This is a genomic window from Arachnia propionica, from assembly GCF_900637725.1.
GTDB classification, from domain to species: Bacteria; Actinomycetota; Actinomycetes; order Propionibacteriales; family Propionibacteriaceae; genus Arachnia; species Arachnia propionica.
In genome coordinates this window covers 2454865-2480047 of sequence record NZ_LR134406.1, presented here as the reverse complement: position 1 = coordinate 2480047, position 25183 = coordinate 2454865, and the positions used below count along the sequence as shown (strand labels likewise).

At 67.4% G+C, this 25183-nt stretch carries 29 protein-coding genes, 3 tRNA genes and 1 pseudogene; 21 read left to right on the top strand and 12 right to left on the bottom strand.

Annotated features, from left to right (window positions below):
* Window positions 1–82 precede the first annotated feature (82 nt).
* The 4 genes from EL272_RS11105 to EL272_RS11090 form a co-directional block, all read right to left on the bottom strand.
* Window positions 83–550, bottom strand: a complete 468-nt coding sequence (locus EL272_RS11105) for a transcriptional regulator GutM (RefSeq protein WP_014847304.1) — start codon at window positions 548–550, stop codon at window positions 83–85.
* A 4-nt stretch (window positions 551–554) separates the two neighbouring features.
* Window positions 555–2432, bottom strand: a complete 1878-nt coding sequence (locus EL272_RS11100; protein ID WP_061788417.1) for a BglG family transcription antiterminator — start codon at window positions 2430–2432, stop codon at window positions 555–557.
* 41 nt (window positions 2433–2473) lie between these two features.
* Window positions 2474–3547 carry an NAD(P)H-dependent glycerol-3-phosphate dehydrogenase gene (locus EL272_RS11095; protein ID WP_014847302.1) on the bottom strand — a complete coding sequence of 358 codons (1074 nt, stop codon included), beginning with the start codon at window positions 3545–3547 and terminating at the stop codon, window positions 2474–2476.
* A 157-nt stretch (window positions 3548–3704) separates the two neighbouring features.
* Window positions 3705–4400 (bottom strand): DNA alkylation repair protein, encoded by a 696-nt coding sequence (locus tag EL272_RS11090; protein WP_061788434.1) that lies wholly within the window; start codon window positions 4398–4400, stop codon window positions 3705–3707.
* 299 nt (window positions 4401–4699) lie between these two features.
* Between EL272_RS11090 and EL272_RS11085 the strand changes: the two genes are divergently transcribed.
* The 13 genes from EL272_RS11085 to rplA all read left to right on the top strand — a co-directional run bounded on the left by EL272_RS11085 (window position 4700) and on the right by rplA (window position 11505).
* On the top strand, window positions 4700–5365 hold the full coding sequence (locus EL272_RS11085) for a hypothetical protein (protein ID WP_051015026.1): 666 nt from the start codon (window positions 4700–4702) through the stop codon (window positions 5363–5365).
* Window positions 5362–6303 (top strand): CPBP family intramembrane glutamic endopeptidase, encoded by a 942-nt coding sequence (locus EL272_RS11080; RefSeq protein WP_061788418.1) that lies wholly within the window; start codon window positions 5362–5364, stop codon window positions 6301–6303. The genes EL272_RS11085 and EL272_RS11080 overlap by 4 nt, the downstream gene beginning before the upstream one ends.
* A 65-nt stretch (window positions 6304–6368) precedes the next feature.
* Window positions 6369–6441 (top strand) — tRNA-Thr (locus tag EL272_RS11075).
* A 36-nt stretch (window positions 6442–6477) separates the two neighbouring features.
* Window positions 6478–6553 (top strand) — tRNA-Met (locus EL272_RS11070).
* A gap of 51 nt (window positions 6554–6604) precedes the next feature.
* On the top strand, window positions 6605–6775 hold the full coding sequence (rpmG, locus tag EL272_RS11065) for a 50S ribosomal protein L33 (protein ID WP_014847298.1): 171 nt from the start codon (window positions 6605–6607) through the stop codon (window positions 6773–6775).
* A 70-nt stretch (window positions 6776–6845) separates the two neighbouring features.
* Entirely contained in the window at window positions 6846–7274 is a 429-nt protein-coding gene (locus tag EL272_RS11060; protein ID WP_061788419.1) for an FAS1-like dehydratase domain-containing protein, read from the top strand.
* Window positions 7267–7680, top strand: coding sequence for a MaoC/PaaZ C-terminal domain-containing protein (locus EL272_RS11055; protein WP_014847296.1), 414 nt, complete (start codon window positions 7267–7269; stop codon window positions 7678–7680). Before EL272_RS11060 ends, EL272_RS11055 begins: the two co-directional genes overlap by 8 nt.
* Window positions 7673–8695, top strand: a complete 1023-nt coding sequence (locus tag EL272_RS11050) for a UDP-N-acetylmuramate dehydrogenase (RefSeq protein WP_061788420.1) — start codon at window positions 7673–7675, stop codon at window positions 8693–8695. Before EL272_RS11055 ends, EL272_RS11050 begins: the two co-directional genes overlap by 8 nt.
* Before the next feature lie 90 nt (window positions 8696–8785).
* Window positions 8786–8858, top strand: a tRNA-Trp gene (locus EL272_RS11045).
* A gap of 75 nt (window positions 8859–8933) precedes the next feature.
* Window positions 8934–9416, top strand: a complete 483-nt coding sequence (gene secE / locus EL272_RS16080) for a preprotein translocase subunit SecE (protein ID WP_014847294.1) — start codon at window positions 8934–8936, stop codon at window positions 9414–9416.
* Window positions 9377–10198, top strand: coding sequence for a transcription termination/antitermination protein NusG (gene nusG / locus EL272_RS11035; protein ID WP_390872505.1), 822 nt, complete (start codon window positions 9377–9379; stop codon window positions 10196–10198). The genes secE and nusG overlap by 40 nt, the downstream gene beginning before the upstream one ends.
* Before the next feature lie 96 nt (window positions 10199–10294).
* Window positions 10295–10723 (top strand): 50S ribosomal protein L11, encoded by a 429-nt coding sequence (gene rplK, locus EL272_RS11030; RefSeq protein ID WP_014847292.1) that lies wholly within the window; start codon window positions 10295–10297, stop codon window positions 10721–10723.
* An 83-nt stretch (window positions 10724–10806) separates the two neighbouring features.
* On the top strand, window positions 10807–11505 hold the full coding sequence (gene rplA, locus EL272_RS11025) for a 50S ribosomal protein L1 (protein WP_061788422.1): 699 nt from the start codon (window positions 10807–10809) through the stop codon (window positions 11503–11505).
* 85 nt (window positions 11506–11590) lie between these two features.
* On the opposite strand, the gene EL272_RS11020 is transcribed toward rplA, so the two are convergent.
* The 3 genes from EL272_RS11020 to EL272_RS11010 all read right to left on the bottom strand — a co-directional run bounded on the left by EL272_RS11020 (window position 11591) and on the right by EL272_RS11010 (window position 12677).
* Window positions 11591–11992: a type II toxin-antitoxin system VapC family toxin gene (locus EL272_RS11020; RefSeq protein WP_061788423.1), complete on the bottom strand. Its 402-nt coding sequence runs from the start codon at window positions 11990–11992 to the stop codon at window positions 11591–11593.
* Window positions 11989–12234 carry a type II toxin-antitoxin system VapB family antitoxin gene (locus EL272_RS11015; RefSeq protein ID WP_061788424.1) on the bottom strand — a complete coding sequence of 82 codons (246 nt, stop codon included), beginning with the start codon at window positions 12232–12234 and terminating at the stop codon, window positions 11989–11991. The genes EL272_RS11020 and EL272_RS11015 overlap by 4 nt, the downstream gene beginning before the upstream one ends.
* Window positions 12235–12428: 194 nt before the next feature.
* The gene (locus EL272_RS11010; protein ID WP_041697718.1) at window positions 12429–12677 is read right to left on the bottom strand and encodes a type B 50S ribosomal protein L31; all 249 of its coding nucleotides are present in this window, start codon (window positions 12675–12677) and stop codon (window positions 12429–12431) included.
* An 84-nt stretch (window positions 12678–12761) separates the two neighbouring features.
* On the opposite strand from EL272_RS11010, the gene rpmB reads away from it, so the two are divergent.
* Window positions 12762–12998: a 50S ribosomal protein L28 gene (gene rpmB / locus EL272_RS11005; RefSeq protein ID WP_014847287.1), complete on the top strand. Its 237-nt coding sequence runs from the start codon at window positions 12762–12764 to the stop codon at window positions 12996–12998.
* A gap of 1 nt (window position 12999) precedes the next feature.
* Window positions 13000–13167: a 50S ribosomal protein L33 gene (gene rpmG, locus EL272_RS11000; protein ID WP_014847286.1), complete on the top strand. Its 168-nt coding sequence runs from the start codon at window positions 13000–13002 to the stop codon at window positions 13165–13167.
* A 371-nt stretch (window positions 13168–13538) separates the two neighbouring features.
* Here the strand turns inward: rpmG (EL272_RS11000) and EL272_RS10995 are convergent, their stop codons facing one another.
* Both EL272_RS10995 and EL272_RS10990 read right to left on the bottom strand, forming a co-directional pair.
* On the bottom strand, window positions 13539–14792 hold the full coding sequence (locus tag EL272_RS10995) for an ATP-binding protein (protein ID WP_041696623.1): 1254 nt from the start codon (window positions 14790–14792) through the stop codon (window positions 13539–13541).
* A gap of 147 nt (window positions 14793–14939) precedes the next feature.
* Window positions 14940–15323: a VOC family protein gene (locus EL272_RS10990; RefSeq protein WP_061788425.1), complete on the bottom strand. Its 384-nt coding sequence runs from the start codon at window positions 15321–15323 to the stop codon at window positions 14940–14942.
* 98 nt (window positions 15324–15421) lie between these two features.
* On the opposite strand from EL272_RS10990, the gene EL272_RS10985 reads away from it, so the two are divergent.
* Window positions 15422–16390: a helix-turn-helix transcriptional regulator gene (locus EL272_RS10985; RefSeq protein WP_061788426.1), complete on the top strand. Its 969-nt coding sequence runs from the start codon at window positions 15422–15424 to the stop codon at window positions 16388–16390.
* Between the two features lie 272 nt (window positions 16391–16662).
* Window positions 16663–17718 carry an NAD(P)-dependent alcohol dehydrogenase gene (locus tag EL272_RS10980; protein WP_014847282.1) on the top strand — a complete coding sequence of 352 codons (1056 nt, stop codon included), beginning with the start codon at window positions 16663–16665 and terminating at the stop codon, window positions 17716–17718.
* Window positions 17719–17848: 130 nt separating this feature from the next.
* On the opposite strand, the gene EL272_RS10975 is transcribed toward EL272_RS10980, so the two are convergent.
* Window positions 17849–18682, bottom strand: coding sequence for a DUF4261 domain-containing protein (locus tag EL272_RS10975; RefSeq protein ID WP_061788427.1), 834 nt, complete (start codon window positions 18680–18682; stop codon window positions 17849–17851).
* Window positions 18683–18772: 90 nt separating this feature from the next.
* Here EL272_RS10975 and EL272_RS10970 point away from each other — a divergent pair, with 90 nt between their 5' ends.
* The gene (locus tag EL272_RS10970; RefSeq protein WP_061788428.1) at window positions 18773–19588 is read left to right on the top strand and encodes a DMP19 family protein; all 816 of its coding nucleotides are present in this window, start codon (window positions 18773–18775) and stop codon (window positions 19586–19588) included.
* Window positions 19589–19634: 46 nt separating this feature from the next.
* Here EL272_RS10970 and EL272_RS10965 read toward each other — a convergent pair whose 3' ends face one another.
* Entirely contained in the window at window positions 19635–21308 is a 1674-nt protein-coding gene (locus EL272_RS10965) for an ABC transporter ATP-binding protein (RefSeq protein ID WP_061788429.1), read from the bottom strand.
* Window positions 21305–23032: an ABC transporter ATP-binding protein/permease gene (locus tag EL272_RS10960; RefSeq protein ID WP_425321016.1), complete on the bottom strand. Its 1728-nt coding sequence runs from the start codon at window positions 23030–23032 to the stop codon at window positions 21305–21307. The genes EL272_RS10965 and EL272_RS10960 overlap by 4 nt, the downstream gene beginning before the upstream one ends.
* 456 nt (window positions 23033–23488) lie before the next feature.
* Between EL272_RS10960 and rplJ the strand changes: the two genes are divergently transcribed.
* The 3 genes and pseudogenes from rplJ to EL272_RS16075 all read left to right on the top strand — a co-directional run.
* Complete coding sequence (rplJ, locus tag EL272_RS10955) at window positions 23489–24100, top strand: 50S ribosomal protein L10 (RefSeq protein WP_061788431.1); 612 nt, start codon at window positions 23489–23491, stop codon at window positions 24098–24100.
* A 74-nt stretch (window positions 24101–24174) separates the two neighbouring features.
* Window positions 24175–24570 (top strand): 50S ribosomal protein L7/L12, encoded by a 396-nt coding sequence (gene rplL, locus EL272_RS10950; RefSeq protein ID WP_061788432.1) that lies wholly within the window; start codon window positions 24175–24177, stop codon window positions 24568–24570.
* Between the two features lie 91 nt (window positions 24571–24661).
* Window positions 24662–25102, top strand: a pseudogene (locus EL272_RS16075) (YdcF family protein); the annotation flags it as partial.
* Window positions 25103–25183 lie beyond the last annotated feature (81 nt).

Below are 25183 nucleotides of genomic sequence, written 5' to 3'. Positions count from 1 at the left end.
TGGGCATGACGGACCTGTCAGGCCCCGGTGGGACCCGGGCTGGCATGCCCGGGGTGTGAACAGGAATGAAGAAGAGGGGTCGTCAGTCCGTGGCCGGAGTGGGGGTCCGGCGGCGGAAGGTTCCCCTGACCTTCTTGACGGTGCGGGCCAGGGCGCTCGGCGGTTCGGGGGCCTGGCCTCCGGCGGTGATGATCCGGTAGTTCTCGCGGGCGTTCTCGACGGCTTTGCGGACCTGCCTGCCGTGGTGGGCGGCGTCGGCAGGGTCGATGTCGGTGATGCTCTGGCCCGTGAAATCCTCGAATCCACGGAACCGGGCCATCACCGTGACCCCGTTCAGCCGGTGGCCCTCGGTGATCACGCCGTCGGCATCGATGCCGAACAGGACGATCGCGCCCTGCACGATGCCGCCCTTGAACCTCCCCATCGCAACCCGCCCGCGGCGGCGCATGGCGACGAACAGTTTCGTGAACGACTGGGTCTGTTTGAAGGACAGGTAGGACTGCAACACCCAGGCGGCGCCCAGGGCGGCGAGAAAGATCCAGAACGTCATCGTCTCAGCTTTCTGTGAGCGGATTGGTGGCGAGGAAGTAGTAGAACTCCTCGAAGGTGGTCAGGTGCGAGATCCGTGTCAGCAGGTCCCGGCGGGTGCCGAGCCGCAGCACGGCGTCGTAGACGGGCACGAGAACGCTCTCGCCGCGGCGCGGATCCTGCGGAACCCCCAGCAGGACGATCAGCCGCACCCCGTCCTCGTCGGGTTTCCGGGGAACCACGCCGACGGCCAGCAGCACTCCGGATCCAGTGGTGAGGGTGGTGTGGGGGAACCCGACCCAGGAGTCGAGCTGGGTTGGGGAGAGGCGTTCGCGTTCCCGGATGCGTTCCCCGAAACCCTGCTCCGCCAGGCCGCGGGCCTCGAGGTGGGCGGTCATGTAGTCGACGGCGTCCGCGTAGTCGGTGCCGGGCGGCAGCGCGAAGAAGTGCTGTTCGTCGAGGGCGCTGGCCAGGATGCCGCCGTCCGAATCGGGGAGCCGCATGTGGTGGCGGTCCAGTTCCCGGGCCAAGGCGCGGCGATCCAGGATGTGACTCACGCGCAGGACCGGCACCGGGGCGGAAACCGGGCGGTCGTCGGTGGTGACCACCAGATCGACCCCGGCGAGTTCGTCTTTCGTGACGGCGGACGTCAACATCAGGTACTGCGTCGCCGAGGGCAGCAGCCTGGACAGCTGGAGGCGCACCAGCTCGGCCGTGACCCGGCCCGTAGAGGTGATGACCGCGACCCGCAGCGGCAGCCGTGGGTTCCGGTCCACGGCCTCCAGGAACACCTGGAAGTAGGCCGTCAGGAAACCAAACTCCGAACCGTCGACGGGCAGCCCCACCCGCTCCTCGATCACCCGCGCGGCCACCGTGGCCATGCGGTGGGCGACGGGGAACTCCTGGCCGATGCTGGCCACCCCCGAGTCGTCCACCCAGATCCGGTACCGCATCCGGTTGATCATGTATGCCAGGTGCCTGGTGAACTCGGTGAGCTGCGGGGCACCCGTCAGGTCGATCTGCATCTCGGTGTGGATGGCGGTCAGGGCTCGTTCCACCAGCTCCTCGATGGGTTCGCCGTGGTTGCCGAGGTCGGTGGCGAGTTCGCTGTCGCTCGGGGCGCGCATGCCCGCGATCGGGAGCGCCAGGAAGGTCACCTCGTCGCCGGCCAGCTCAACCCCGTCGTCGGCCAGGCGTAGAGTGAGGCGCTCGGCGAGCGCGTGGGCCGGGGTGCCCGGCAGCTCCCGGTACCGGGCGGGCAATATCCCCAGGGGACGGGACTGGCGGGTCCGGTCCGTGGCCACGACGGCCCAGCGGGTCAACTCGGGAATGTGGACGGGATCCAGCCCGGCCTCGGCGGTCAGCCCGGCGACCGCCTGCTCGATCCGTTGCCAACTCGGGTGGTGGTCGTAGGCGGTGGGGTAGTGGTGCCGCAGGATCAGCAGGCGTTGCTGCAGCTCCGGGCCGCGCAGCACCAGACCGACATGGGTGCGTCCCTTGATCTCCAGTTCCCACTCGCCGACGTGTTCCCGGACCCGGTTGAGGTCCGCCACCACCGTTGTGCGGCCCACCGACATCTCCTGCGCCAGTTCCTCGATCCTCACGGGCTGGGTGGCGCGGAACAGACGGGCGACGATGAACGAGGCCCGGGCGGTGGGGTCGTTGAAGGAGGTGCTGGAGGCCAGCCCGGAACGGATGGCCCGGTAGCGGGGCGGGTCGGCCACCAGCAGGCGGTAGCGGCCCTCCACCAGGGTGATGGAGGCGGCCTGGCCGAGCAGTTCCTGCAGTGAGGCCACCTCACCGGCGACGGTGCGACGGCTCACCCCGAGCAGGGCGGCGAACTCGTCGGCCGAGGTGGCGCGCGTGGATTCCAGCGCGTTGAGGATTTGTGCTGCCCTGCTCACCTCGGCTCCTTTGCTCGTTCGTCGTTGGGGTGGGTATCGGGTCAGGCCTGGCCGGAGCCGTCGCCGCCGAAGAAGCTGTCCCAGGGGACGGCCACGGGCTGGTCCAGGCCGACCACCTCGTAGAGGTGACGCAGCAGCGGGAACCTCTCCGGGGGCACGATGCCGCGTTCGGTCAGGCGGACCACGGCCCTGCCGATCACGACGATGGCCGCGGCGCCCTCCAGGGTCACGCCGGGCATCTGGGCGCGGGCCTGGCTGAAGGTCATCCCCGATCCGACCAGCCGGCCGCACCGCACGTTGCGGCCGCCCATGGATGTGACGAAGCAGTCGCCGATCCCGGGCAGCCCGATGGGGGTGGTGGGTTTGCCGCCCAGCAGCTCCATGAACTGGATCATCTCCACGGAGGCCTGCCCGAACAGGGCCGCCCCGTAGTTGTAGTTGACGTAACGGTCCCCGGCCGCCTCGCCCATCGCGTCGAGCAGGCCCTGCATGAAACCGGCCCCGAAGGCGTAGCAGTTCTTCGTAGCCGCACACACCTCGACGCCCACGAAGTCGGTGTTGGTCCACACGTGGTAGTGCTCGGTGGCGAACAGCTCGCGCCAGCGCGTCAGGACCTCGGGATCCTCGCCGGTGAACACGACGCTGGTGTGGCGGTGCACCGCCACCTCGCCCGCGATGGAGGGCCCCGCGATCGCGGAGACGCTCACCCGGGAGCGCAGCTCCTCGGGGAGGCGGGAGGCGAGTGCCCGGGGCAGGATGGTGAGGTTGCCGTCGTCGTCGGCCTGCATGCCCTTGGCGAGGGCTATCACGTGCATCCCGGGACGCAGTAGGGAGGCGAACTGGTCGCCGGCCCAGTCAACCCCGAACGAGTTGACCCCGCTCATCACGAACTCGACCCCCTCGAAGGCTCGCGGCGCGTCCTCCAGCTGGTGGGCGGTCACCCCATCGGGCACCTTCAGGCCCAGGTTCGGGTGGATGCCCGTTTCCTGGATGGATGTGATGATCTCCCGGTCGAGGTGGGTGCCGACTAGACGCACCTCGTGGCCGTTGTCGGTCAGGGGAGTGGCCAGGGCGGTGGCCATGATTCCCGAGCCAAGCACGGTGATGACTGCCATGGTTCCTTCTTCCTCGCGCTGCCTTGCGCGGATCGGCTGGTTTTCCCGACGCTAGTCGGCACAGCCGGAGAAAATCCATGGGAATTGGGCCGGGGTTCTGCACACGGGTTGCGATGAGTTGGCCTAATCCGTCGTCACCCGACCCGGGGAGGTGAGGTCACAGGTGTTTGAGGGCCTCCCGGCGGCTCAGCCCGCTGAGCCGCGGTCCGCGCGTCTCCACGAAGGCCTTCACCCAGTCCGGGTCGACGCGGGCGTGCTGCCGCAGCGCCCAGCCGATGGCCTTGCGGATGAAGAACTCGGAGCCGTGCTGCGACCCCTCCAGGTTGGAGTCGATGGCGTGGCCGAGCAGCTCCAGGTCGGTGGAGGTCTTGCGCTGCAGCTGGCAGATGATGGAGATGCGACGCAACCACAGGTCGTCTCCCGTGGCCCAGTCCCACACCACGGCTCGCGCCCCGGGGGTGGTCGCGACCACGTTCTCCACGAGGGGAGAGGCGATCCCGTCGACGACATCCCACCACGCCCCGGTCGTGGCGAGGTGCCGGTACAGCTCCAGGGCGCCGAGGTCCTGCCAGTCGCGGGCGTCGCGGTGGCCCGCGATCTCAAGCGCCGCGTACCAGTGTTCCCGGTGCGTGACCTCGTCCCACAGTTCCCGGATGGCCCGCTCCCACTGGTCGCGGCCGGCCAAGGGGTGTTCCTTCAGCAGCCTCTTGGTGATGCGCCGCACCTCGGGCAGCCGCACCCCGTGGAAGGGCAGCGCCGACTTCATGTAGGCCTGCTCCCGGACAGCCTTCCCGGGATCACCGGCGGCAGCGAGCGCGCCGCGGATCTCGTCGACGAGCTGTACGGAGGTCATGGGGGTCAATCTACCCGCGCGGACATCGATTGCCGCTTTCCTCGACGAACCGCCGGCGAGGATCCGAAGGGCCGGGACCGGGCGGTTTCGCTTGCCCACTCGTCATCTGCCTGCGCTGTAGCGCTGGCTTTCGACGGTTGGGCTGGCGGATGGCGGGAAGGCCAGCCGATCGCGTGGCTTGATGCGCCGGTCGTGAACCGGGGTCCGTGATCCGGAGGGCCCGGCGGTCCGTTCAACCGCCTGCAAATCCTGTAAAGCCGGTCTTGACAGAAGCGGTGATGTAAACCTAGCCTTTACGCATGTTGACCGACGATGTGACCGCCGAAGAGCTAGTGAAACGTCTTCGGAAGATCAGCTCCCTGGTGGCGGCGGAACTCGCCGCCGCCGACGATCCGGACGCCCCCGGGGGCGACATGACCCATTCCCTGGCCGCCGTGCGCTCGCTCCAGTCGCTGACCGACGAGATCCTGGCCCGGCTCGTCACCGCGGCCCGCGGGAGGGGGGTCACCTGGCAGGCCATCGGCGATGCCCTGGGAACCAGCCGCCAGGCGGCCTTCCAGCGTTTCGGAAACCCGACCGACCCGAGAACAGGAAAACCCATGAAGAAACCCACCGATTCCGAATTCCGCACCGCCGTCGAGAAGGCGGAGGCATTCCTCGACGCCATCGAGAAACACGAATGGCAGAAAGCAGAAGAATTGGCCGGCCCGCGCGCCGGATGGCAGCTCGACGCCGAACGGCTGGCCGACGCCTGGGCGCAGGTGATCGCGCTGGGCGGGGAGCTCGAACGGCGCGGCACCCCGACCCCTCTGGCCCTGTCGGGAGGGGTCGTCGTGGTGGAGGAACCCCTCCACATGGAGGCTGCCGACCTCGTGGCCCGCGTCAGCTACAACCGCGACGGCGACATGGTTGGCCTGTGGTTCCTGCCCTCCGGGCAGGCGCTCGCGGGAGAGGAACGGCAATGACCGCTGCCGGGCGACGGGGCGTTCACGTGCGGGCGGTCGGCGTGTTCCTGCTGGTGAGCTTTGGGGCGGCCCTGCTCCTGGACTGCGTCGTGGCCGCGACCGGCGGGCTGGGAACACCACAGGCCAAGGTGATACTGACGCTCCGGATGTTCACCCCCGCCCTGGCCGCCTGGGTGGTCTGCCGATTCGTCACCCACGAGTCCTGGCTGCGGGAGAGCGGGCTCGCCCGGCGACCACCCGGTTCCGGGGGGCGTCCCGGTTGGCTCCGGATCCTCGGTTTCGCGACGATCGGGGTCGGCGTCGTGGTGGCCGCGCTCGCCCTGCTGCTGACGCTGGTCATCGGCGCCGGGGGGTTCAGTCCGGACTGGGCCCTGACCTCGTTCACGAACAATCTGCGCGGCATCGCCCCGGGAGGGCCGCCGCCCGTCGCGGTGATCTGGGTCCTCATGGTGGTGGCGAACGTGTTCGCCGCGTACACGGTCAACGGCCTGGTCGCCCTGGGGGAGGAGACCGGGTGGCGTGGCTGGCTCCAGTCGGCCCTCGAACCCCTGGGCCGAAGGCGGGGAATCGTGCTCACCGGCGTGATCTGGGGTCTGTGGCACGCGCCCCTGATCGTCATGGGCTACGAGTACGGCGGCAGGCTCCCCGCGGCGGCCGGCATCGCCCTGTTCACCTGCCTGTGCGCAGGACTCGGAACGCTGCTGTCCTGGCTTCGGGTTCGCTCCGGCAGCGTCCTGCCGGCCGCCATCACCCACGGTGCGTTCAACGCCTTCGCCTCCCTGCCCGCGATACTGGTGGCGCCCGGCGACGGCCTGGACCCGGTCCTGGTGGGCCTGATCGGCTGGCCCGCGGTGGTGCTTTTCGGCTTCCTGGCGGTCCTGTTGCTGAGCGGTTCGTGGGCCGGGCGAACCGGTGCCGTACAGGGGGCGCCGTCCTGAGGGTCGGGCCTCGGCCGTCGACTTGTGCTTCTCGCGAAGGGCCGTGTAGAGTTTGCCGACGGCTGGCCCCTATAGCTCAGTAGGCAGAGCGTCTCCATGGTAAGGAGAAGGTCTGCGGTTCGATTCCGCATGGGGGCTCTGTTCTTGCCCGGGAGTTCTTGGGCGAGAACATTCGACGGGGTAGCTCAGTCGGTAGAGCAAGCGGCTCATAATCGCTGTGTCGCGGGTTCAAGTCCCGCCCTCGTCACCACACAACCGAAGCCAGCGCGCATCCGCGCCACTACACCGAGGGAAACTGATCATGGCCAAGAAGGGGCAGGACGTCCGTCCGAAGATCACGCTTGCCTGCACCGAGTGCAAGGAGCGCAACTACATCACCAAGAAGAACCGCCGCAACGATCCTGACCGGATCGAGCTCAAGAAGTACTGCCCGCGCTGCCGCACCCACCGTGCGCACCGCGAGACCCGCTGAGCCGCACCCTTCCGCTGAGGGCCGCACCCGCAAGGGGCGGCCCTCGACGTTTTCCCGGTAACCTTCCCCCATGCCGATTTCCGCCGAGCACGCGGGCCGGACCTATCCCCCGGCTCCCGCCTACCGCGTCAGCCGCGCAAAGATCGCAGAGTTCGCGCGCGCCATCCAGGACGAGAACCCCGCCTACTTCGGCGACCATCCCATCGCCCCGCCGACCTTCGCAGCCGTCATCGCGGCCCAGGCGTGGGGCTCCCTCTTCGGCGATGAGGAACTGGGCCTGGCCCTGCACCGCACCGTCCACGCAGACCAGACCTTCGACTTCCACCGTCCCCTGCGCGAGGGCGACGACGTGGTGGCCCGGCTCACCATCGAACGGGTCCGCAACCGCGGCAACCTGGACATGGTCACGATCCTGGTGGCGCTGACCGTCGACGGCGAGGCGGTCTGCGACGCCCGCTCCACCCTGATGCACACCCGCGAGGAGGCCCCCCATGACTGAACGCGAGATCCAGGTGGGTCAGGAACTCCCAGCCCTGGAGATCCGGGTCACCAGGTCGGTGGTGGTGCGCTACGCCGGCGCCTCCACGGACTTCAACGAGATCCACTTCTCCGACCGCCACGCCCGCGCCATTGGCCTGCCCGGGGTGCTGGCCCACGGCATGTGGACGATGGGCGCCGGGCTCGGTCTGATCACCCGCTGGATCGGCGACCCGGCCCGCATCGGGCGCTACTGCGTGAGGTTCACCCGTCCCGTGGTGGTTCCCGACACCGACGAGGGCACGCTGGTACGTTTCACCGGGACCGTCGCCGCCGTCGCCGACGGGGTGGCCACCGTCAACCTGACCGCGACCTGCGGCGGTGACGCGGTGCTGGGGGCAGCGAAGGCGGAGGTGCGCATTGACTGAGCCGCTCGCGAACCACACCACCTTCCGGCTCGGCGGGCCCGCGCGGCGCTTCGTCGAGGCGACGACCGAACAGCAGCTCATCGACACCGTCGCCGACTGTGACTCCCGGGGTGAACCGGTCCTGGTCCTCGGCGGCGGCTCCAACGTCCTGATCGCCGACGAGGGCTTCGACGGCACCGTGGTCAAGGTCGCCACCCGGGGGGTCCGCGCCGAGGCCGCGGACTGCTCCGGGGCCCAACTGGAGGTCGCCGCGGGGGAGGTCTGGGACGATCTCGTCGCCCGGGCCGTGGCTGCCCAGTGGTCCGGGATGGAAACCCTCTCCGGGATACCCGGGTCCGTGGGGGCCGTTCCGATCCAGAACGTCGGTGCCTACGGGGCCGAGGTGGCGACCCTCATTCAGCGGGTCCGCACCTGGAACCGGGCGGAGGGAGCCATCCGCACCTTCGCGGCCGCCGAGTGCGGCTTCGGCTACCGCGATTCCCGCTTCAAACGCGAGAAGGGACGCCACCTGGTGCTGCGCGTCGACTTCCAGCTGCCGCTCGGGGAGCTGGGACAGCCCGTCCGCTACCCCGAACTGGCCCGTGCCCTCGGCGTCGCGGTGGGGCAGCGCGCCCCCGCCTCCCGGGTGCGGGAGACCGTGCTCGCCATCCGGCGGAGAAAAGGCATGGTCCTGGACGCGAACGACCACGACACGTGGTCCGCCGGTTCCTTCTTCACCAACCCGATCCTCACCCCGGAGCAGGCGGCCTCCCTGCCCGCGGAGGCCCCCCGTTTCTCCGCGGGGGAGGGGGTCAAGACCAGCGCCGCCTGGCTGATCCAGCACGCGGGATTCCCTGCGGGCCACGGTTCAGGCCCGGCGCGGCTGTCCACCCGGCACGTGCTGGCGCTCACCAACCGCGGGCACGCCGCCACTGCCGACGTCCTCGCCCTCGCCCGCGAGATCCGCGACGGGGTTCGGGAACGTTTCGGCATCACCCTGGTTCCCGAGGTGAACCTGGTCGGCGTGAGTATCTGAGCAGGGATTTCGGACCTTGCCGGGTATGCGGTAGGGTATGGGTCTGGCGAGGTCGGCCGCGCCTCGTGTCAAGGCGTGCGGCCGCGTCGAAGGGTAGTAGCTCAACTGGCAGAGCAGCGGTCTCCAAAACCGCAGGTTGGGGGTTCGAGTCCCTCCTGCCCTGCGAAGCAGATGCTTCCAACGCCTGCCACCCAGTGGGTGGGCAGGCATTTCGTTTGTTGACCGAAAGGGACCGCGCGTGAGCGACGACAAGACTCGGCAGGACGGGGACGAACTCCCCGAGGCTGACCCCGTCGCCGACGACGAGGTGATCGACGAGCTGGAGGACCAGTTCGACGAGGACTCCTCCGAGGACGGCGCGGAGGACGCCGACCTCGAAGACGACGCGGACAAGGACGAGTCCGGGAAGGCCGGCAAGAAAACCTCGAAGGTGGTGGCCCGCAAGACCGCTAAGGCCCCCGTTAAGAAGACTGCGGCCACCAGGAAACGCTCCGAGACGGAGCGTGGGGAGCACGACCCCTACCGGGCGAAAAACCCAGCGCAGTTCGTGCGCCAGTCCGTGGCCGAACTCAAGAAGGTCGTGTGGCCCAGCTGGGGGGAGCTCACTGCGCTGTTCTCAGCGGTCCTGCTGTTCGTGCTGTTCATAATCGCCTACGTCATGCTTCTCGACAACGGCTTCGGCTGGGCCTTGCTCAGCCTGTTTGGAGGAAACCCCCAGTGAGTGAGAACACCGACGACTTCGAGATCGACCTGGGGGAGCTGCCCACCCCCAGCGACGAGGTCGAGATCGACCTCGGCCCACTCGGCGAGGAGAACGAGCCCCGTGAGGAAATCGCCCTCGCCGACGAACCGGAGGAGGACGAACCCGAGCAGCCGGAAGCCGACGACGCCACCGCGGCGGCCGTTGCGAAGCTCCGCGAGGAACTGGAGTCCAAGTTCGGCGAGTGGTACGTCATCCACACCTATTCGGGCATGGAGAACCGGGTCAAGCAGAACCTCGATTCCCGCGCCACCTCCCTGAACATGGAGGACTACATCTTCGAGACGATCGTCCCCACCGAGGAGGTCGTCGAGGTGCGCAACAACACCCGCAAGACCGTCACGCGCTGCGTGCTGCCCGGCTACGTGCTGGTGCGGATGGAGCTGACCGACGACTCGTGGGCGACGGTGCGCCACACCCCCTCCGTGACCGGTTTCGTCGGCCACGGCCAGACCCCCGTCCCGCTCAGCCTGGACGAGGTGGTCAGCATGCTGACTCCTTCCGTCGTCGCGAAGGTGGCCTCCGAGGCCTCCACCGCCGTGGCGCGCGCGAAGAAGAAAGTGGAGGTCGTCGATTTCGCGGTCGGCGACTCCGTGATGGTGATCGACGGCCCCTTCACCGGGGTGCACGCCACGATCACCGAGATCAGCGCCAACCAGCAGCGGTTCCGGGCTCTCGTCGAGATCCTGGGTCGCGAAACCCCAGTCGACCTGGAGTTCAAACAGGTCGAGAAGGTCGGTTAGATTCCCGCCCGTCCGGGACCCTACAATGGCGCGTTGCGTCGCGACCCGGGTGCGCCCGGCGTGACCGTTCCAAACCCAAAACCATAAGGACCCAACATGCCTCCCAAGAAGAAGGTCGCAGCCCTCGTCAAGGTTGCCCTGCAGGCTGGCTCCGCCACCCCTGCGCCGCCGGTCGGTACCGCCCTCGGCCCGCACGGCGTCAACATCATGGAGTTCGTCAAGGCCTACAACGCCGCGACGGAGTCCCAGCGTGGCAACGTCATCCCCGTCGAGATCACCATCTACGAGGATCGCACGTTCACCTTCATCACGAAGACCCCGCCCGCCGCCGAGCTGATCAAGAAGGCCGCCGGAATCCAGTCGGGTTCGGACAACCCGCTTAAGAACAAGGTGGGCAAGCTCACCAAGGATCAGGTGCGCGAGATCGCCACGATGAAGCTGCCGGACCTCAACGCCAACGACGTTGACGCCGCCTGCAAGATCGTGGAGGGCACCGCCCGCTCCATGGGCGTCACCGTCGAGTGACGCACCCCCTGGCAGGGAGCCCACTCCCACACCAGAACTGGTGGATCAGCCTGCGAGGCTGACGACAAAGAACGGAACCAGAGATGAAACACAGCAAGGCTTACAAGGCCGCCGCCGACAAGCGCGACGGTTCCCAGCTGCACACCCCCGAAGCGGCGGTGAAGCTGGTCAAGGAAATGGCTTCGGCCAAGTTCGACGAGACCATTGAAGTGGCGGTGCGTCTCGGCGTCGATCCCCGCAAGGCGGATCAGATGGTGCGTGGCACGGTCAACCTTCCCAACGGCACTGGCAAGACGGCTCGGGTCCTCGTCTTCGCCTCCGGTGAGAAGGCCGAGGCCGCGATCGCGGCGGGCGCCGACGAGGTCGGCGTCGACGATCTCGTCGAGAAGATCTCCGGCGGTTACCTCGATTTCGACGCCGTTGTCGCCACCCCCGACATGATGGGCAAGGTCGGCCGGTTGGGCCGTATCCTCGGCCCGCGCGGCCTGATGCCGAACCCCAAGACCGGCACCGTCACCATGGATGTGGCCAAGGCCGTCTCCGACATCAAGGGCGGCAAGATCGAGTTCCGCGTGGACCGGCACGCCAACCTGCAGTTCATCATCGGCAAGGCCTCGTTCACCGAACAGCAGCTCGTCGAGAACTACTTCGCGGCGCTGGAGGAGATCCTGCGTCTCAAGCCGGCTGCTTCTAAGGGCCGCTACGTGAAGAAGGTCGCTTTCTCCGCCACCATGTCGCCCAGCGTCCTGGTCGACGGCACGGTCACCAAACCGGTCGAGTGAACCACTGACGGCGAAGGGGACGGACACCATGCGGTGTCCGTCCCCTTCGCCGTCGCCCGGGCAGGAAATGGGCGAGCCGGGAAGATCAGGGTGAGATCCCGGAGGCGGGGTTCAGATCGGTGTGGACGAAGTCGTTTCCCTTGAACAAAAGGGGTTCCCCGGTGTCCTTGGCGAGGGCGTAGCTGATGCAGTCACCGAAGTTCAGCCTGGCCGGATGGCCGCTGCCCCTGCCGAAACGCAGGTGGGCCTCCTGAGCCAGGCGAGCCTGTGACGGCGTGAAAGGCACCACCTCCACGCCGAGGCCGAGCAGGATCGCATCGAGGGTGGCGACTGGGTCGGTGACTCCCCGCGCCGTGAGCACGATCGACAACTCCAGGTAACCGGGGGCGGACAATTGGCCGCCACGCCTGCCCAGCAGCTCACGGAAGCCGCTGCTCTCCGGCTCCTTCAGCAGGATGGCGGCAATCGCAGACGGGGCGACGATCATCGCGGCAACTCCGTCTCGGGGTCGTAGAGGGCGTCGAAGTCCAGGGCGCCGCCGGAGGCCGTGAGCTCGGCATGCACCCGGTCCAAGAGCTGATCGAGACCGGAGGCGGCGGCTTCCGCTTCCAGGGAGGCCAGCAGCTCAACCACGGCCCGTTCGACCACGCGGGTCTGACTCAGCCCCGTCCGGGTGGCGGCCCGACGGACCAGGTCGTGGATGTGCTCGTCCTTGATGTTCAAACTCACACAACAATTCTACCTTCTCGAAGTAGAATTCCACCCTCCCGGGTTGATTGGTTCATGAGTTTCCGGGCGGCGCTCCCGGGAGGCTGATCGAACCGCTCTGTGAGTTGTTGGTGACGGACGCTCCGGTCGGCGTGTTCCTTTCGGGGCGGGTCCTGTGGTGCGCCGCCGGGGTGTCATCCACGAGGGTTGCGGGGTCACCTCGTCCTGCCGTAGCGCTGCTGGAACTTCTCGACGCGTCCCGTGATGCTGAGCCTGCGCGCCTTGCCCGTGTAGAAAGGGTGGCTGTCGGCGGTTATCTCCACATCGACCAAGGGGTAGGTGTTCCCGTCGCTCCACTCGATCGTCTGCCTGGAGGTCATCGTCGAACGGATCAGGTACATGGTCCGGGTGGTGATGTCGCGGAAGACGACGGGGTGATAGTCGGGGTGGATGCCTGGTTTCATCATGGGCCTTCCGGGATCGGATTTGAACTTTAATTGCGACTCATTATCATTATCGGTGAATGTTCGTGCAACCCGAGGAGTCCCATGTCGCGTCATTGCCAGGTCACGGGGGCCACGCCCGGTTTCGGGCGCAACGTCCCCTGGTCGAAGAAGAAGACCAACCGCCGTTTCAACGTCAACGTCCAGACAAAGCGTTACTGGGTGCCCTCCTTGGGGCGAAGGGTCAGGCTCACGGTCTCCGCCAAGGGCATCAAGGTGATTGACGCCCGGGGCATCGACGCGGTGGTCGCGGACCTCATCGCCCGGGGAAGGAAACTCTGAGATGGCCAAGAAGAACGATCTGCGTCCGCTGATCAAGCTGCGCTCCACCGCGGGAACCGGCTACACCTACGTGACCCGGAAGAACCGCCGCAACGATCCCGACCGGATCTCGCTGCGCAAGTACGACCCCATCATCCGGCGCCACGTCGAGTTCAAGGAGACCCGCTGACGGCCCGGCCCTTGGGGCCGCCCAGAACGAACGGCGCAGGCGGATGCATCGCACAACCATGCGGCCGACCCGAAGCCCAGCGCGGAGACCTTCACCCGTCCGATCTCTTGTTTTGCGAGTCTGGTCTCCCACGGTCTCACGCGCAGTATGAGGAACAGCCTGGCCAACGCGTCCAGATAACTCGTCACCGACGGCGAAACCGCAGATTTGCTGTGATGCAGGTCATCGTTTCGCTGTGATCGATCCCGCAGGTTTGCTTGCCTTTGCGTATCGCTTCGGCAGGCTCGCTGGTGGCTGGCAAGAAATGAGCCCGGCGTAGTGATCGAGGAAGGTTGGGCAGGTGCTTGGGACGGAGGCGTGATGCGGTGTGCCTACGGCCCGAGCAGCGCAAGGGGGATCACCGCCACACCGTCTCTCCGCCGGTAGGCGGTGGTTCCCGTTGTGAGAATTACCAGGTCGGACACGTCCTCGGGCAGGCGGGAGCGCAGCCAGACGAGGTGCTGAACATCCGGGTCCGTCACCGAGGCGGCCAGTTTCACCTCGATGGCGACGATGCGCCCGTCGCGGGTCTCAGCGATCAGGTCGATTTCGTGATCGCCGTTGCGGGTGCGCAGATGGCCCACGCGGGCCCGTGCCGCCTCGGCGGCCACCCGTACGGTGAGGGTGGCGAGGGCCTCGAACAAGGGGCCGGCGAGGTGGGAATGGCGAGGGGTGGTCATGGAGGAGGCGGTCGCGCCCAGCAGCGAGGCCGCCAGGGCGGGATCGGCCAGTTGGTGTTTCGGCGCCTGCTGCAATCTGGTGAAGGGGCTGCGGCTGGGGCTCCAACCAGGAACCGGGTCGAGCAGCCAGAGCTGGGTGAGGTGATCACGGTAGGTCTGGGTGGTGTCCCGGGCCGGTTGTTGACCGTCGCCGCAGGTAGTGGTGTCAAGAAGCTTGGAGTAGCTGGTGGTGGTGGAGGATGCGGCGGCGTATGCCGCGAGCCAGCGGCGCAGCGTTTCGGGCCGGCGCACGCCATAGCCCAGATCCGGCAGGTCACGATCAATCACGCGCTGGATGTAGGTGGCGAGTTGTTCGGTTCGCAGGTCGGGACCAAGACTCATGATACCGGGAAACCCGCTTGCCGCGATGGCGTCCAGATAGTCCGCCAGGCAGTACGACGTGTGGCCTTCGATCTCGGCCGAGCAGGGTGGTTCTGCCGTCAGCAGGGAGGTGAGTGAGACGGTGGGGACGAGCTGCCCACGTTCGTGGAGGGCCATGGGGCGCATGCGCAGCGACAGGATGCGCCCTGCGCCGCTGTGGGTCCCCTGCGCCGTGGCGGGGGTGGCGGATCCAGTGAGCAGGAAGCTGCCCGGACCTGCTCCGTTGTCCACCTCCCTGCGCACGAGATCCCAGACCTCGGGCATCCGGGACCATTCATCGAGCAGCGTCGTTCCCGGCCGGCGGATTCCGTCGGGATCGGCCTCGACGAGGGCGCGTTGGTCTGGGCGATCCAAGAGGAAAACCTTCGTGGCGCGCTGAAGCGCCGTGCCGGTCTTCCCGACCCCTTTCGCCCCGTCCAGCGCAATGGCGGGCGCTTGGGGGAGGAACGTGTCCAGCAGCTCGTCCACGGTGCGACGAAGATACATGACCACCCTTACTCGACATCCAGCAGGTAATCTAGTCGACATTCAGCAGGATGAATGTCCTTTTGACGCGTGATGCCGGGCCACTGGAGGCGGATCGGGGTACGTCAGATCAAGCCGGAGGATGGGTCGGGGGGCGTAGTGACGCCGTCAAAGGTTCGTCGTGTCGGTGGCGCAAACGCGGAGGCGATGCCCGTCGGGATCGGTGGCGACGAAGGTGTAGCCGAAGGCGAGCTCGGTGGGTTCCAGGGCCATGGGGAAGCCGAGCTCGCTCCAGGATCGGTGAAGGCGGTCGACATCGTCTCGGGTGGCGTTGCTCATGGACAGTTCGACGCTGCCCGGGGCACCCACGGCATCCGGATCGATGCCGTCGCGGGCCTGCAGGCCGAGGGTGACATCCTCGGTCAGGGCGAAAACCGCGAAGCCCTCGAAGGTTTCGACGGGTTCCTCGCCGAGGGCCCGGCGATAGAACGCGGTACTGACATTCACGTCCTCGACGTAGAGGATGACACTGGTCGGGGTGAAGACCGTCATGAGAGATTTCCTTGTCGCTCGGGATCTGGGTTGTCGCCTGAGAAGGTACGGGCCGTTGGTGACATCTCCTGTCATGTTCGTGTGACAGCCTCGGTTCCATGAGGGCGGATCGGTTGTTGTCGATGATCTGGTTGTTGCGTGCCCACGGCGGTCTCTCGACCGGGGAACTGGCGCGACGACTGGAGGTCTCGCGCCGCACGATTCTGCGGGACGTGGATGCGCTGTCGGCTGCCGGGGTCCCGGTGTACTGCCAGCGCGGTCCCGGGGGAGGGGTCAGGTTGTTGCCGGGGTATCGCACCGATGTGACCGCGTTGAGCGGGGATGAGAGCCGGGCGCTGTTCGCGGCGCTCTCGTCATGGGGTGCTGACGCGATGGGATTGAGCGCGGCCTTTGTTTCGGGGGTTCGCAAGCTGCTCGCCGCTGTCCCGGATGCCCATCGCAACCGGACGGCGGCCGCGGCGTCGCGGATCGTGATTGACCCGAACGGCTGGCTGCCCCAACCTGATGCCCTGCAACCCGGTGAGGCGTTCGCGACGTTGCAGGCGGCCGTGTTCGCGCGGAAGAAGGTGCGTCTCGATTACCGGTCGTCCCGGGCGGTCGTGCAGGATCTTGTGGCGGAGCCGCACGGGCTGGTGAGCGCGGGCAGCGACTGGTACCTGTGCGCAACCAGCGACGAGCGCATGCGGTTCCTCAAGGTGGCTCGCATTCGGACCGCCACCCTGCTCGCAACGCCCTGCGCGGACGATGCAGTGGATGTTGCCGCGGCCTGGAAGCGGCATCGTGCCCGCTTCCTCGACCGGTTCACCCCGGTGGTCGTGACCGGGTGGCTCCGGGCGGATCGGTGGGAGGATGCCCGGGAGTGGGCCATCCGCGTCAACGAAACCGAACTGGGTGACGATCCGCCCGCGGGGAAGTGGCGTCCCGCGAGTCTGGAGTTCATGGACGATCTCCATGCGCTCACGATCCTGCTTCGCCTTGGCCCCGGCATCCGCGTCGAGGCGCCGACTGAGATCAGGACCAGGCTGCTGACCCACCTGGACCGGATCACGGAGCTCTACCATCACTGAGCCACCCGTGAGACGTCCGTGCCTGGGCTTCGTTGCGTGGGTTGCTCACCGTGTCCCGGGAGAAAAAGTTTCTTGCTTTCCGGCTCAAATCCGATCGGGAAATATGACGTAAAAGGTTGCCGTCAAAGAACCACGCTGTAATGATTGAAGCGGAGGTGGCCCGACGAAAAGTGGCGCAGACGGTTAGGTGGCAGGGCCGTCGGACCAGTGAGGTGACCTCTTGTTTGAGAAGGCAAACACCAGATCGATCGAACCCAGTGCAAGGAGGCAAAATGAAGGGTTACGCGATGCTCAGGATCGGTGAGGCCGGGTGGATTGAGAAGGAGGACCCGAAGTGCGGGCCGATGGACGCGATCTGCCGCCCGGTCGCCCTGGCCCCGTGCTCCTCCGACATCCACACCGTCTACGAGGGTGGCGTGGGGGAACGCCACAACATGATGCTCGGCCACGAAGCGGTCGGTGAGGTCGTCGAGGTGGGATCCATGGTCAAGGATTTCAAGGTCGGCGACCAGGTGATCATCCCCGCCATCACCCCCGACTGGTCCTCGGTGGCCGCCCAGGAGAGCTACGCCATGCACTCCGGTGTTCCGCTCGGCGGCTGGAAGTTCTCCAACATCAAGGACGGCGTCTTCGCCGAACTGATCCATGTCAACGACGCCGACGGCAACCTGGCCCACCTGCCGGAGGGGATCTCCCCCGAGGTCGGCGCGATGCTCTCCGACATGGTCACCACCGGACTTCACGGGGCTGAGCTCGCCAGCATCGAACCCGGTGATGTCGTAGCGGTCATCGGAATCGGTCCGGTGGGCCTGATGTCCGTGGCCAGCGCGTCCGTTCTCGGCGCGGGCCGCCTGTTCGCCGTCGGATCGCGGCCCAAGTGCATTGAAGTCGCCCAGGAATTCGGCGCAACCGACATCATCAATTACCGCGAGGGCGGGATCGTTGAACAGATCATGGAGGCCACCAAAGGGCAGGGCGTCAACCGGGTGATCGTCGCCGGGGGAGACCTGGACACCTTCCAGCAGGCCTTCGACATCCTGAAGGTGGGCGGTCGGGTAGCGAACGTCAACTACCTGGGGGAGGGCGAGAACATCAAGATCAGCCGCGAGTCGACCATGGTGGGCATGGGCCACAAGCACTTCGTCGGCGGCCTCACCCCCGGCGGTCGCAACCGCATGGACAGGATGGCCAACCTCGTTCTGGCCGGGCGCATCCACCCCGAGAAGATGATCACCCACCGCTTCACCGGGATCGAGCACGTAGAGGACGGCGTGGAACTCATGCGCACCAAACCGCGCGACCTCATCAAACCCGTCATTCTGGTGTGAGGAACTCCTCCCGACGAGGGGCTTACCGGAGCCCGTCAATCCGGGCCCTGAGACAGCACCCAGAGACCGGTTGGGCCGGCCCACTGAAGCCTGTGGGCCGGCCCAACCGGTTTCCGGGGACAGCGGCCTGTCAGGGGTTGCGGTTACCCGCGGCGTAGGGGGCCTCCGGGCAGATGTCCAGGACCTCCCGTTCGGGTCCGATCAGGGCCTCCTCGTGCTGGCAGCGCCAGCGGCTGCCCTCCTGGATGCCCGGGACGGTGTGACCGTCCTCTATCACGTCGCCCTCGCGCATCAGGTAGACGCCAGTGTTGTACAGCAGCCTCGAGACCTCGTCCGGGTCGAGCCCCCGGAAATGGCATTGGAGATCGGGCACCCCGAAGATGCCCAGCCCGCGGGTGTCCATGAGGGAATCGTCGTCGCTGTTGCTGATCCTGAACAACCGCACGTTGAAGAAGCCGTAGTAGGTGTAGCCCTCGCGCTGGACCTCCAGCCAGCGGCGGGGTTCGAAGAAGGCGTCGGCGGTGCTGGAATACAGTGCGATCGGGTCGGTGAGCTCCACCAGGGCCGAGGTGAGGGCGCGGAACAACCGCAGCCGGTCCTCAAAGGCCAGGGAGCGGGCCAGGAACTCGAAGGTGGCCAGGAAGTGATGGCCCCGCGACAGCACGTCCTTGATGTCGGGGAAGTCCCAGCTCTGCTGGAGTGCCGTCTCGTAGTTGGCGAGATCGGAGAAGTCCTTGGAAGCGGCGAGGAAGGCCTGCGCCGGAACTCCCGACCGGTCCTCGTAGTCGAAGCGGTGCTCGGTGAAGGCGAAGAAGACGGGAGGCTCGCCGTCGCCGATGATGTCCGTGGGACCGAACTCGCGGGACAGGTACTCGCGCCAGGCTCCCACGTCGATGGCCGGTGGGGTCGCGTAGATGCCATTCATGACGAACGGGTCGGGTGGGAAGCGGAGGGAATCCTGCATGGCTCCTTCCTAACAGACGAAGGGTTCCGATGCGCGGCCCACCCTTCTGATTGAAACCGCTAGCATGCTGCCCCGATCGGAAGGAAGCTCATGCTTGTCGACCACATCGTCGTATCCCGCGAGTCGATCAGGAACAGCGACGTGTACGCCGTCATCGAGTCCAACATCTCCGTGGTCAATTACCTGCTCGAAGAGGGCGCGGAGCCCGGTGAGCTGAGTCCTGATGCGCTCGGCTCCTATTACGTCGACTATTACTTGGCGGAGGTCATGAACGGCGGGATCTCGCAGTTTATGTTCAACTGCAGCGGCGATCACCAGGTCCTTGACCACATCACCTACGCTCTGCCCCTGCTCGGCGCCACCGGGCACGCCGGGCTGTTCTCAGAGGTGCGGGCCAGGTGGGATGCCATGGATGCAGAGGAAAAACGGGTGTTCTTCGACGGGGGGCTCTTCAACTCCCCGGATCCCTTCGAGGGGATTTCCGACAGGGTCTACGAACTCAACGGCTCTGAGGATCTGATTGAACTGAACTCCGCTTTCATCAGGAACCACCCCAACCTGGAGGTGATCCGGTTGAAACGCCTGGAGGCTCACCTGGCCGGGATCATCCGGACCATCCCGGACCTGGCGGCCCGGCTCGCGGAACGGGAACGGCTCGCCGAGGAGAACAAACCCCGCTACGCCCGGATCATCGATGTCATCTGCGAGGAATACGGAATGGAACTGGTGCGCATCACCGCCGGGGATCCGGGCTTCATTCACGAGGATGAGGAACGGGTGGCCTGGCATTTCCTCACCGATCATGGGCATTACTCGATGGTGGACATGGGGGAGAGGGCAGTGGTGTTCGACGATGACGGCGATGAAATCGCCGTGGTCGACATCGCCCGGGTCCCGGCCGGGTGAGGGGCGCCAGGGCGGGCATCGTTGGCCTTTGCCCGGGGATCTGCACTCACCGCGGCACGGCCCGGGCGACAACTCGTCCCCGGTCGAACTCGAAGACCCGGTCCGCCGAGTCGAGGTGCTCCAGGCGGTGAGTGATCTCGATGATGGTCAACCCGGGGAGGTCGCGTTCCAGATTGGTCCGGATGCGGGCCTCCAGGTCGGTGTTCAGGTTGGCCGTGAACTCGTCCAGCACCAGCACCCGCGGGTTCACCAGCAGCGCCCTGGCCAGGCAGAGACGTTGCAGCTGCCCGCCCGAGAGCTCCCGCCCGTCACGGCCCGTCCGGGTCGCCAGGTCATGCGGCATGGCCCGCACCTCGTCGGACAGCTCGGCGATCGCCAGGGCATGCCACAGGTCCTCGTCGGTGGCATCGGGGGCACCCAGCCGCAGGTTCTCGGCGATGGTGGCATCCAGTACCTGCCCGCGCTGCGGCACCAGGACGATGGCGCGGCGCAGGGACTCGAGGGTGTATTCGCGCACGGAGATCCCATCGATCAGGATGTCGCCGCCGCTCAGCTCGTCGTAGCGGAGCAGCAGCTGAGCGGCCGTAGACTTGCCCGACCCGCTGGCACCTACGAACACCGTCCGTCCGCCCGCGGCCGCGGTCACCGAAACCCCCGAAAGGGCAAGGTTTCCGGGCATGGCGCCCGGGTAGCGGTAGTCGACGTCGCGCCACTCGATGCTCGGCGGCGTGTCCAGGCGCAGCTCCCGCGGGCCGTCCGAGACCGCTTCGGGGGTGTGACACAGCTCCCAGAGCCGCCTGGCCGCGCTCAGCGAGTGATCGAGGTATCCGACGGCGTCCTCCACGCCCCGCGGCCCCTCGAACAGCCGCAGTGACGCCGCTGCCAGGGCGGCCACCAGCAGCGGATCGAGGTGCGCCGAGACGCCGGTCCACACGATCGAGGCCGCGGAGACCAGGGTCAGCGCCAGGTTCGCGCCGCGTCGCAGACCCTTGAAGACCAGCGGCGGCATCGCCGCGTCGCGCACCCGGCAACCGAGTTCGTCGAGTTCCTCGATCCGGCTGCGCTGATGGCCGTAGGAGAGGACCTCGTCGATCCCGTAGACGGAGTCGGCGGCGTGCGCGGTCAGCTGCCCGCGCAGCCGCAGCCCCTCCGCGGTCGAGCGGAGCGATCGCCGCAACCCCACGAACGGCACCACCAGCAACGCGACCGCAACGCAGACCGCCGGGATCGCGACCAGACCCCAGCCCGCCAGCGAACCCACCGTCACCAGGGCGGCGGTCGGTACCACGAAGGCCGATACCACCGGCGCGAAGGTGTGGGCGTAGACCACCTCGATGCGGTCCACGTCGCGGGTCAGCGTCGGCAGCAGGTCGCCGGAACGGTTCCGGAGCACCACGGCCGGCGCCTTCGGCCACAACGACGCGAAGGCGTGACCTCTCAGCAGCTCCAGGGCCTTGAAGGCGACGTAGTGGCCCGTGAACTGTTCCGCGTAGTAGGCCAGCGCCTTGGTCAGCGCGACCACCACTATCCAGAGCAGCAGCCCACCGATGGGGTGGCCGGATGCGAAAGACGCCACCAGCAGCCCGGCCAGCCCGAACAACACCAGTTCAAGGCCCAGGTTGATGCAGCGCAGCACTGAGGAAACCAGCAGCGGCGGATGGACCGGACGGGTGATGCCGGTCAGCCAACGGATCACTCCAAGGGTGTTGGGGGTCTTCATCGGGCAACCGCCGTTTCGAGAGGTAGCAGGACGCCGTCGCGCAGTTCGTGGGCCGCGTCGGCGATGGAGAGGAGGGAACGGCGATGGGTGACCATGAGCACCGTCCATTCGGGGCCGATCCCGGCCAGGGCGTCGATGATGGCCGCCTCCGAGACTACATCAACCTGGCTGGTCGGCTCGTCCAGCAGGAGGATGCGACGACCCGACAGGAAGGCCCGGGCCAGGGACAGGCGCTGCGCCTGCCCGCCCGAGATCAGCTGACCGCGCTCGCCGACGTCGGAATCCAGGCCCTGCGGCATCCGCTCCACCTCATCGGCCACGTGGGCGCGGCGCAGGGCCTCCCACAGCTCCTCATCGGTGGCCCCGGGGTTCGCGATACGCAAATTGTCGGCGACGGTGCCCGAGAACAGCCACGTGGACTGTGCGACGCAGGCCGAAATGCGGCAGACCTGTTCCGGTTCGAGTGCCCCCAGGTCCCGGCCGTCGAGCACGACCGCTCCCCGCTGGGCGGGCAGAGTACCGCGGAGCAGCGACAGCAGCGTCGATTTCCCGGCCCCGGAAGGCCCCATGATCGCCACTTTGGCCCCGTAGGGCACCTCGAGCTCGAGACCGTTCAGGACGGGCCCGCGACCGTAGTCGTGGTGGACGTTTTGCAGGCTGATGGCGGATTCGGTCGGTGCGGTCCCGGAGGCCGCGGTGGGACGCTCGGCGGGGATGTGCGATAGCTGCTGCTCGATGGCGCGCTGCGAGGCCATCCCGCCCATGCCGATGTAGAAGAACCCGGCCACCTGCACCAGGGGCTCCAGCATCAGGGTCAGCAGCAAGGCCACCGAGAGGCCCTGCCCCGGCGTGATCGCACCCGCCGCGAGGCGGGAGCCGATCAGGTGCACGGACCAGCAGATCAGCAGCAGCGAGAAGGCACCGTCGAGGACGATGATCACCACCTGGTTGCCCGCCAGCAACCGCATGATGGCCCGGCGGTTGGTCTCGCCCTGAGCACGCAGCCGTTCCTCGGTCCGCCTGCCCGCGTTCAACAGGCGGATGGGGATCAGGTTGCGCAACGCATCCAGGTACTGCACGGCCAGGCGGCCGCGTTCCTTGCGGGAGGCCGCCGAGACCTTGCGGAACAGGCGCATGAATCCCCAGATCGCCAGGGGAACCAGGGGGCAGGCGGCCATGATCCCGAGGCCGAGCAGCGGATCCAGGGATGTGACGTAGGCCAGGGTGAGGAAAGGAATGGCCAACGCCGCGAGGGTCGCGCCCAGGTAGACCTGGCGGTACTCGGACATGCGCTCCGCGTTGTCGGTCATCAGGGTTACCAGCTGGGCGGGGGAGGGTCTGCCCGTGGGGACGGGGCGACGGTGTCCGCGGCCGCGCCACGGCCGGGGGCCGGGGGCGGTGTGGGCTACCGGCGTGGCGGAAATGTCGGCCGGAGCGGCGGGGCGCACGGCGGCACGGAAATGGGCATCCAGCAACCGGGTCCTTAGACGGCGTTCCTCCTGGCGGGCCGACCAGCCGCCGAGCAGCACCTCGGCGAAGGCGCAGCACGCGGCCGCCAGGGCGGTCAACCCGGCCCACGGCCAGCTGGCCGCCTCCACGGGCCCTCCCCCGAGCGCTTCTCCCCAGGCCCGCCCGATGATCACGAGGGTCGTTCCCGTGAATGCCGCGGATCCGATCCGGAGGGCGCCGACGAGCCACGTCGCGCACCTCCCTGATTTCGATATGGATACGTTGCCCAATTCAGTTTCCTTAGGCACGCTTAACCTCCTGCAACACGGTGTCCCAAAGATAGCCGATGCGGTCGTCCAAGCCAATACCCCGGAGTGTCCAGGAGTTCGGGAGTCGTACGGACGGGGTGGCTTCGTGGGGTGGGTGATTCGGGCGTCGGCGAACCGGGCGTGCCGGGGCCGGGCGACGGGCCTCCGGGACTTGCGGCCGGTCCAGCCGTCTTCTGCTCGGCGCGGGCTTTGAAGTCTGAATTTGTGGCCTGCTGGATTGTCACCTAAACTTCCTCCAGCCAAAGACCGCAGGTGACGCAAGTCTCAATTCCTCCGCATGGGGAGCCCGCGCAGGTGACAGCGAGCCGAACGGGCGTTCCCGTGCCAGCCCCGCGCCACCGGCGTCGGGGTTTCTTTCATCTCCTGGGGTCGAGGGCGACAACAGTTATGGAAGGAGACCCAATGGCGAGGCCGGAGAAGGCTGCCAAGGTAGCGGAGCTGGGACAGAAGTTCACCGACTCCGCCGCCGTGGTGCTGACCGAGTACCGCGGTCTCACCGTCAAGGACCTGCAGGATCTGCGCCGGTCCCTCGGTGGGGACGCCACCTACGCCGTTGCGAAGAACACCCTGGCCCTGCTCGCGGCCCGGGAAGCCGGTATCGACGGCATCGAGTCGACGCTCGTCGGACCCACCGCGTTCACCTTCATCACCGGCGACATCGCCAAGGTGACCAAGGGACTGCGCGACTTCGCAAAGGCACATCCGTTCCTGGCTATCAAGGGAGGCGTTCTCGAGGGCAAGTTCCTCGACGCCAAGGCGGTTCTCAAGCTTGCCGACCTCGAATCCCGCGAGGTCCTGCTGTCCAAGATGGCTGGCGCCATGAAGGGCAGCCTCGCGAAGGCCGCCGGCACCCTGGCAGCTCCGCTGTCGAAGAGTGCCCGCCTGTTCGGTGCGCTGCAGAGCGCCGCCGAGGCGAACCCGGACCTGATCGGTGGAGCCGGCACGGCGCCTGCCACCGAGGCCACGAACGAGGACGCCGCCGCTGGCGACGTCACCCCGGCCGAAGAGGCCTGAGCAGCAGCCGCTGCGGAAAAGAAATCCGTCGCAGCGTGACTGCTTGCGATGCTTGATCGAAAGGAACGCCCATCATGGCGAAACTCACCAAGGAAGAGCTCCTTGACGCTTTCAAGGAGATGCCCCTCGTCGAACTGTCCGAGTTCGTGAAGCTGTTCGAGGAGACCTTCGACGTCACCGCCGCTGCCCCGGTTGCCGTCGCCCAGGCCGCTGCCCCCGCCGCCGGCGGTGGCGACGAGGCCGCCGAGGAGGCCGACTCCGGCAAGGTCGACGTCATCCTCACCTCGGGTGGCGACAAGAAGATCGCCGTCATCAAGGAGGTGCGCGCCCTCACCAGCCTCGGCCTGAAGGAGGCCAAGGACCTGGTGGAGTCCGCTCCGAAGCCCGTTCTCGAGCAGGTCGAGAAGGACGTCGCGGAGAAGGCCAAGGCTGCCCTCGAGGCCGCCGGCGGCTCCGTCGAGCTCAAGTGATCCCGGCCGGGGAACCGGCATTGATCATCCAGGAGGCCCGCCCCCGACGGGGGCGGGCCTCTGTCGTGTGCGTCGCGGGTACGGTCTAGGGATGGGATGTCGATTGGCCTGGGGAGTCGCGGTGGGCCTGTGGGCCGCGGCCGAGATCGTTGAAGCCGTGGCGGCGCGGTGCCTCGTGAGGGACGCCACCCGGGAGGCAGTGGTGGTGCTTCCCGGTTTCCGCAACGAGGATCCGGCGCGGATCAACGGGATCAACCGGTGGCGGGCCGGCGTCGCGCTGCGAACGGCCGGACGCCTGGGGCCGGGCACCTGCATCATCGCCTCGGGCGGGGATCCCGCTGGGGTCGGGGTGGCGGAGGCGGATCTGCTGGCCGCCGAGCTACGTCGCCGGGGATTCGCCGGCGAGATCATCACCGAGACGCAGTCGCGTACCACCCGGGAAAACGCCCGACAGGTGTTGCCGCTGCTGGATCCGGCCCGCTGCATAGCGGTCGCATCCAATCCGCTGCACGGGCTGAAGCTGCGGCTCTATCTCGCGGCCCTGGAACCGGGACTCCGCCAGCGTTTCGTCGCGGCGCAGGACTACCGCCCTTTTGAGCTGGGCCCGCTCCGA

What these genes read in the sequence shown, in the direction of transcription:
- EL272_RS10980 (WP_014847282.1), top strand. Translation starts at nt 16,663, where the DNA reads ATGAAGGGTTACGCGATGCTCAGGATCGGTGAGGCCGGGTGGATTGAG.
- rpmB (WP_014847287.1), top strand. Translation starts at nt 12,762, where the DNA reads ATGTCGCGTCATTGCCAGGTCACGGGGGCCACGCCCGGTTTCGGGCGC.
- EL272_RS10995 (WP_041696623.1), bottom strand. Translation starts at nt 14,792, where the DNA reads ATGTATCTTCGTCGCACCGTGGACGAGCTGCTGGACACGTTCCTCCCC.
- EL272_RS11090 (WP_061788434.1), bottom strand. Translation starts at nt 4,400, where the DNA reads ATGACCTCCGTACAGCTCGTCGACGAGATCCGCGGCGCGCTCGCTGCC.
- EL272_RS10965 (WP_061788429.1), bottom strand. Translation starts at nt 21,308, where the DNA reads ATGAAGACCCCCAACACCCTTGGAGTGATCCGTTGGCTGACCGGCATC.
- EL272_RS11085 (WP_051015026.1), top strand. Translation starts at nt 4,700, where the DNA reads ATGTTGACCGACGATGTGACCGCCGAAGAGCTAGTGAAACGTCTTCGG.
- EL272_RS11095 (WP_014847302.1), bottom strand. Translation starts at nt 3,547, where the DNA reads ATGGCAGTCATCACCGTGCTTGGCTCGGGAATCATGGCCACCGCCCTG.
- EL272_RS10975 (WP_061788427.1), bottom strand. Translation starts at nt 18,682, where the DNA reads ATGCAGGATTCCCTCCGCTTCCCACCCGACCCGTTCGTCATGAATGGC.
- EL272_RS11020 (WP_061788423.1), bottom strand. Translation starts at nt 11,992, where the DNA reads ATGATCGTCGCCCCGTCTGCGATTGCCGCCATCCTGCTGAAGGAGCCG.
- EL272_RS11055 (WP_014847296.1), top strand. Translation starts at nt 7,267, where the DNA reads ATGACTGAACGCGAGATCCAGGTGGGTCAGGAACTCCCAGCCCTGGAG.
- EL272_RS11010 (WP_041697718.1), bottom strand. Translation starts at nt 12,677, where the DNA reads ATGAAACCAGGCATCCACCCCGACTATCACCCCGTCGTCTTCCGCGAC.
- EL272_RS10985 (WP_061788426.1), top strand. Translation starts at nt 15,422, where the DNA reads ATGAGGGCGGATCGGTTGTTGTCGATGATCTGGTTGTTGCGTGCCCAC.
- rplK (WP_014847292.1), top strand. Translation starts at nt 10,295, where the DNA reads ATGCCTCCCAAGAAGAAGGTCGCAGCCCTCGTCAAGGTTGCCCTGCAG.
- EL272_RS11060 (WP_061788419.1), top strand. Translation starts at nt 6,846, where the DNA reads ATGCCGATTTCCGCCGAGCACGCGGGCCGGACCTATCCCCCGGCTCCC.
- rpmG (WP_014847298.1), top strand. Translation starts at nt 6,605, where the DNA reads ATGGCCAAGAAGGGGCAGGACGTCCGTCCGAAGATCACGCTTGCCTGC.
- EL272_RS10990 (WP_061788425.1), bottom strand. Translation starts at nt 15,323, where the DNA reads ATGACGGTCTTCACCCCGACCAGTGTCATCCTCTACGTCGAGGACGTG.
- rplL (WP_061788432.1), top strand. Translation starts at nt 24,175, where the DNA reads ATGGCGAAACTCACCAAGGAAGAGCTCCTTGACGCTTTCAAGGAGATG.
- EL272_RS11105 (WP_014847304.1), bottom strand. Translation starts at nt 550, where the DNA reads ATGACGTTCTGGATCTTTCTCGCCGCCCTGGGCGCCGCCTGGGTGTTG.
- EL272_RS11080 (WP_061788418.1), top strand. Translation starts at nt 5,362, where the DNA reads ATGACCGCTGCCGGGCGACGGGGCGTTCACGTGCGGGCGGTCGGCGTG.
- rplA (WP_061788422.1), top strand. Translation starts at nt 10,807, where the DNA reads ATGAAACACAGCAAGGCTTACAAGGCCGCCGCCGACAAGCGCGACGGT.
- rpmG (WP_014847286.1), top strand. Translation starts at nt 13,000, where the DNA reads ATGGCCAAGAAGAACGATCTGCGTCCGCTGATCAAGCTGCGCTCCACC.
- EL272_RS10970 (WP_061788428.1), top strand. Translation starts at nt 18,773, where the DNA reads ATGCTTGTCGACCACATCGTCGTATCCCGCGAGTCGATCAGGAACAGC.
- rplJ (WP_061788431.1), top strand. Translation starts at nt 23,489, where the DNA reads ATGGCGAGGCCGGAGAAGGCTGCCAAGGTAGCGGAGCTGGGACAGAAG.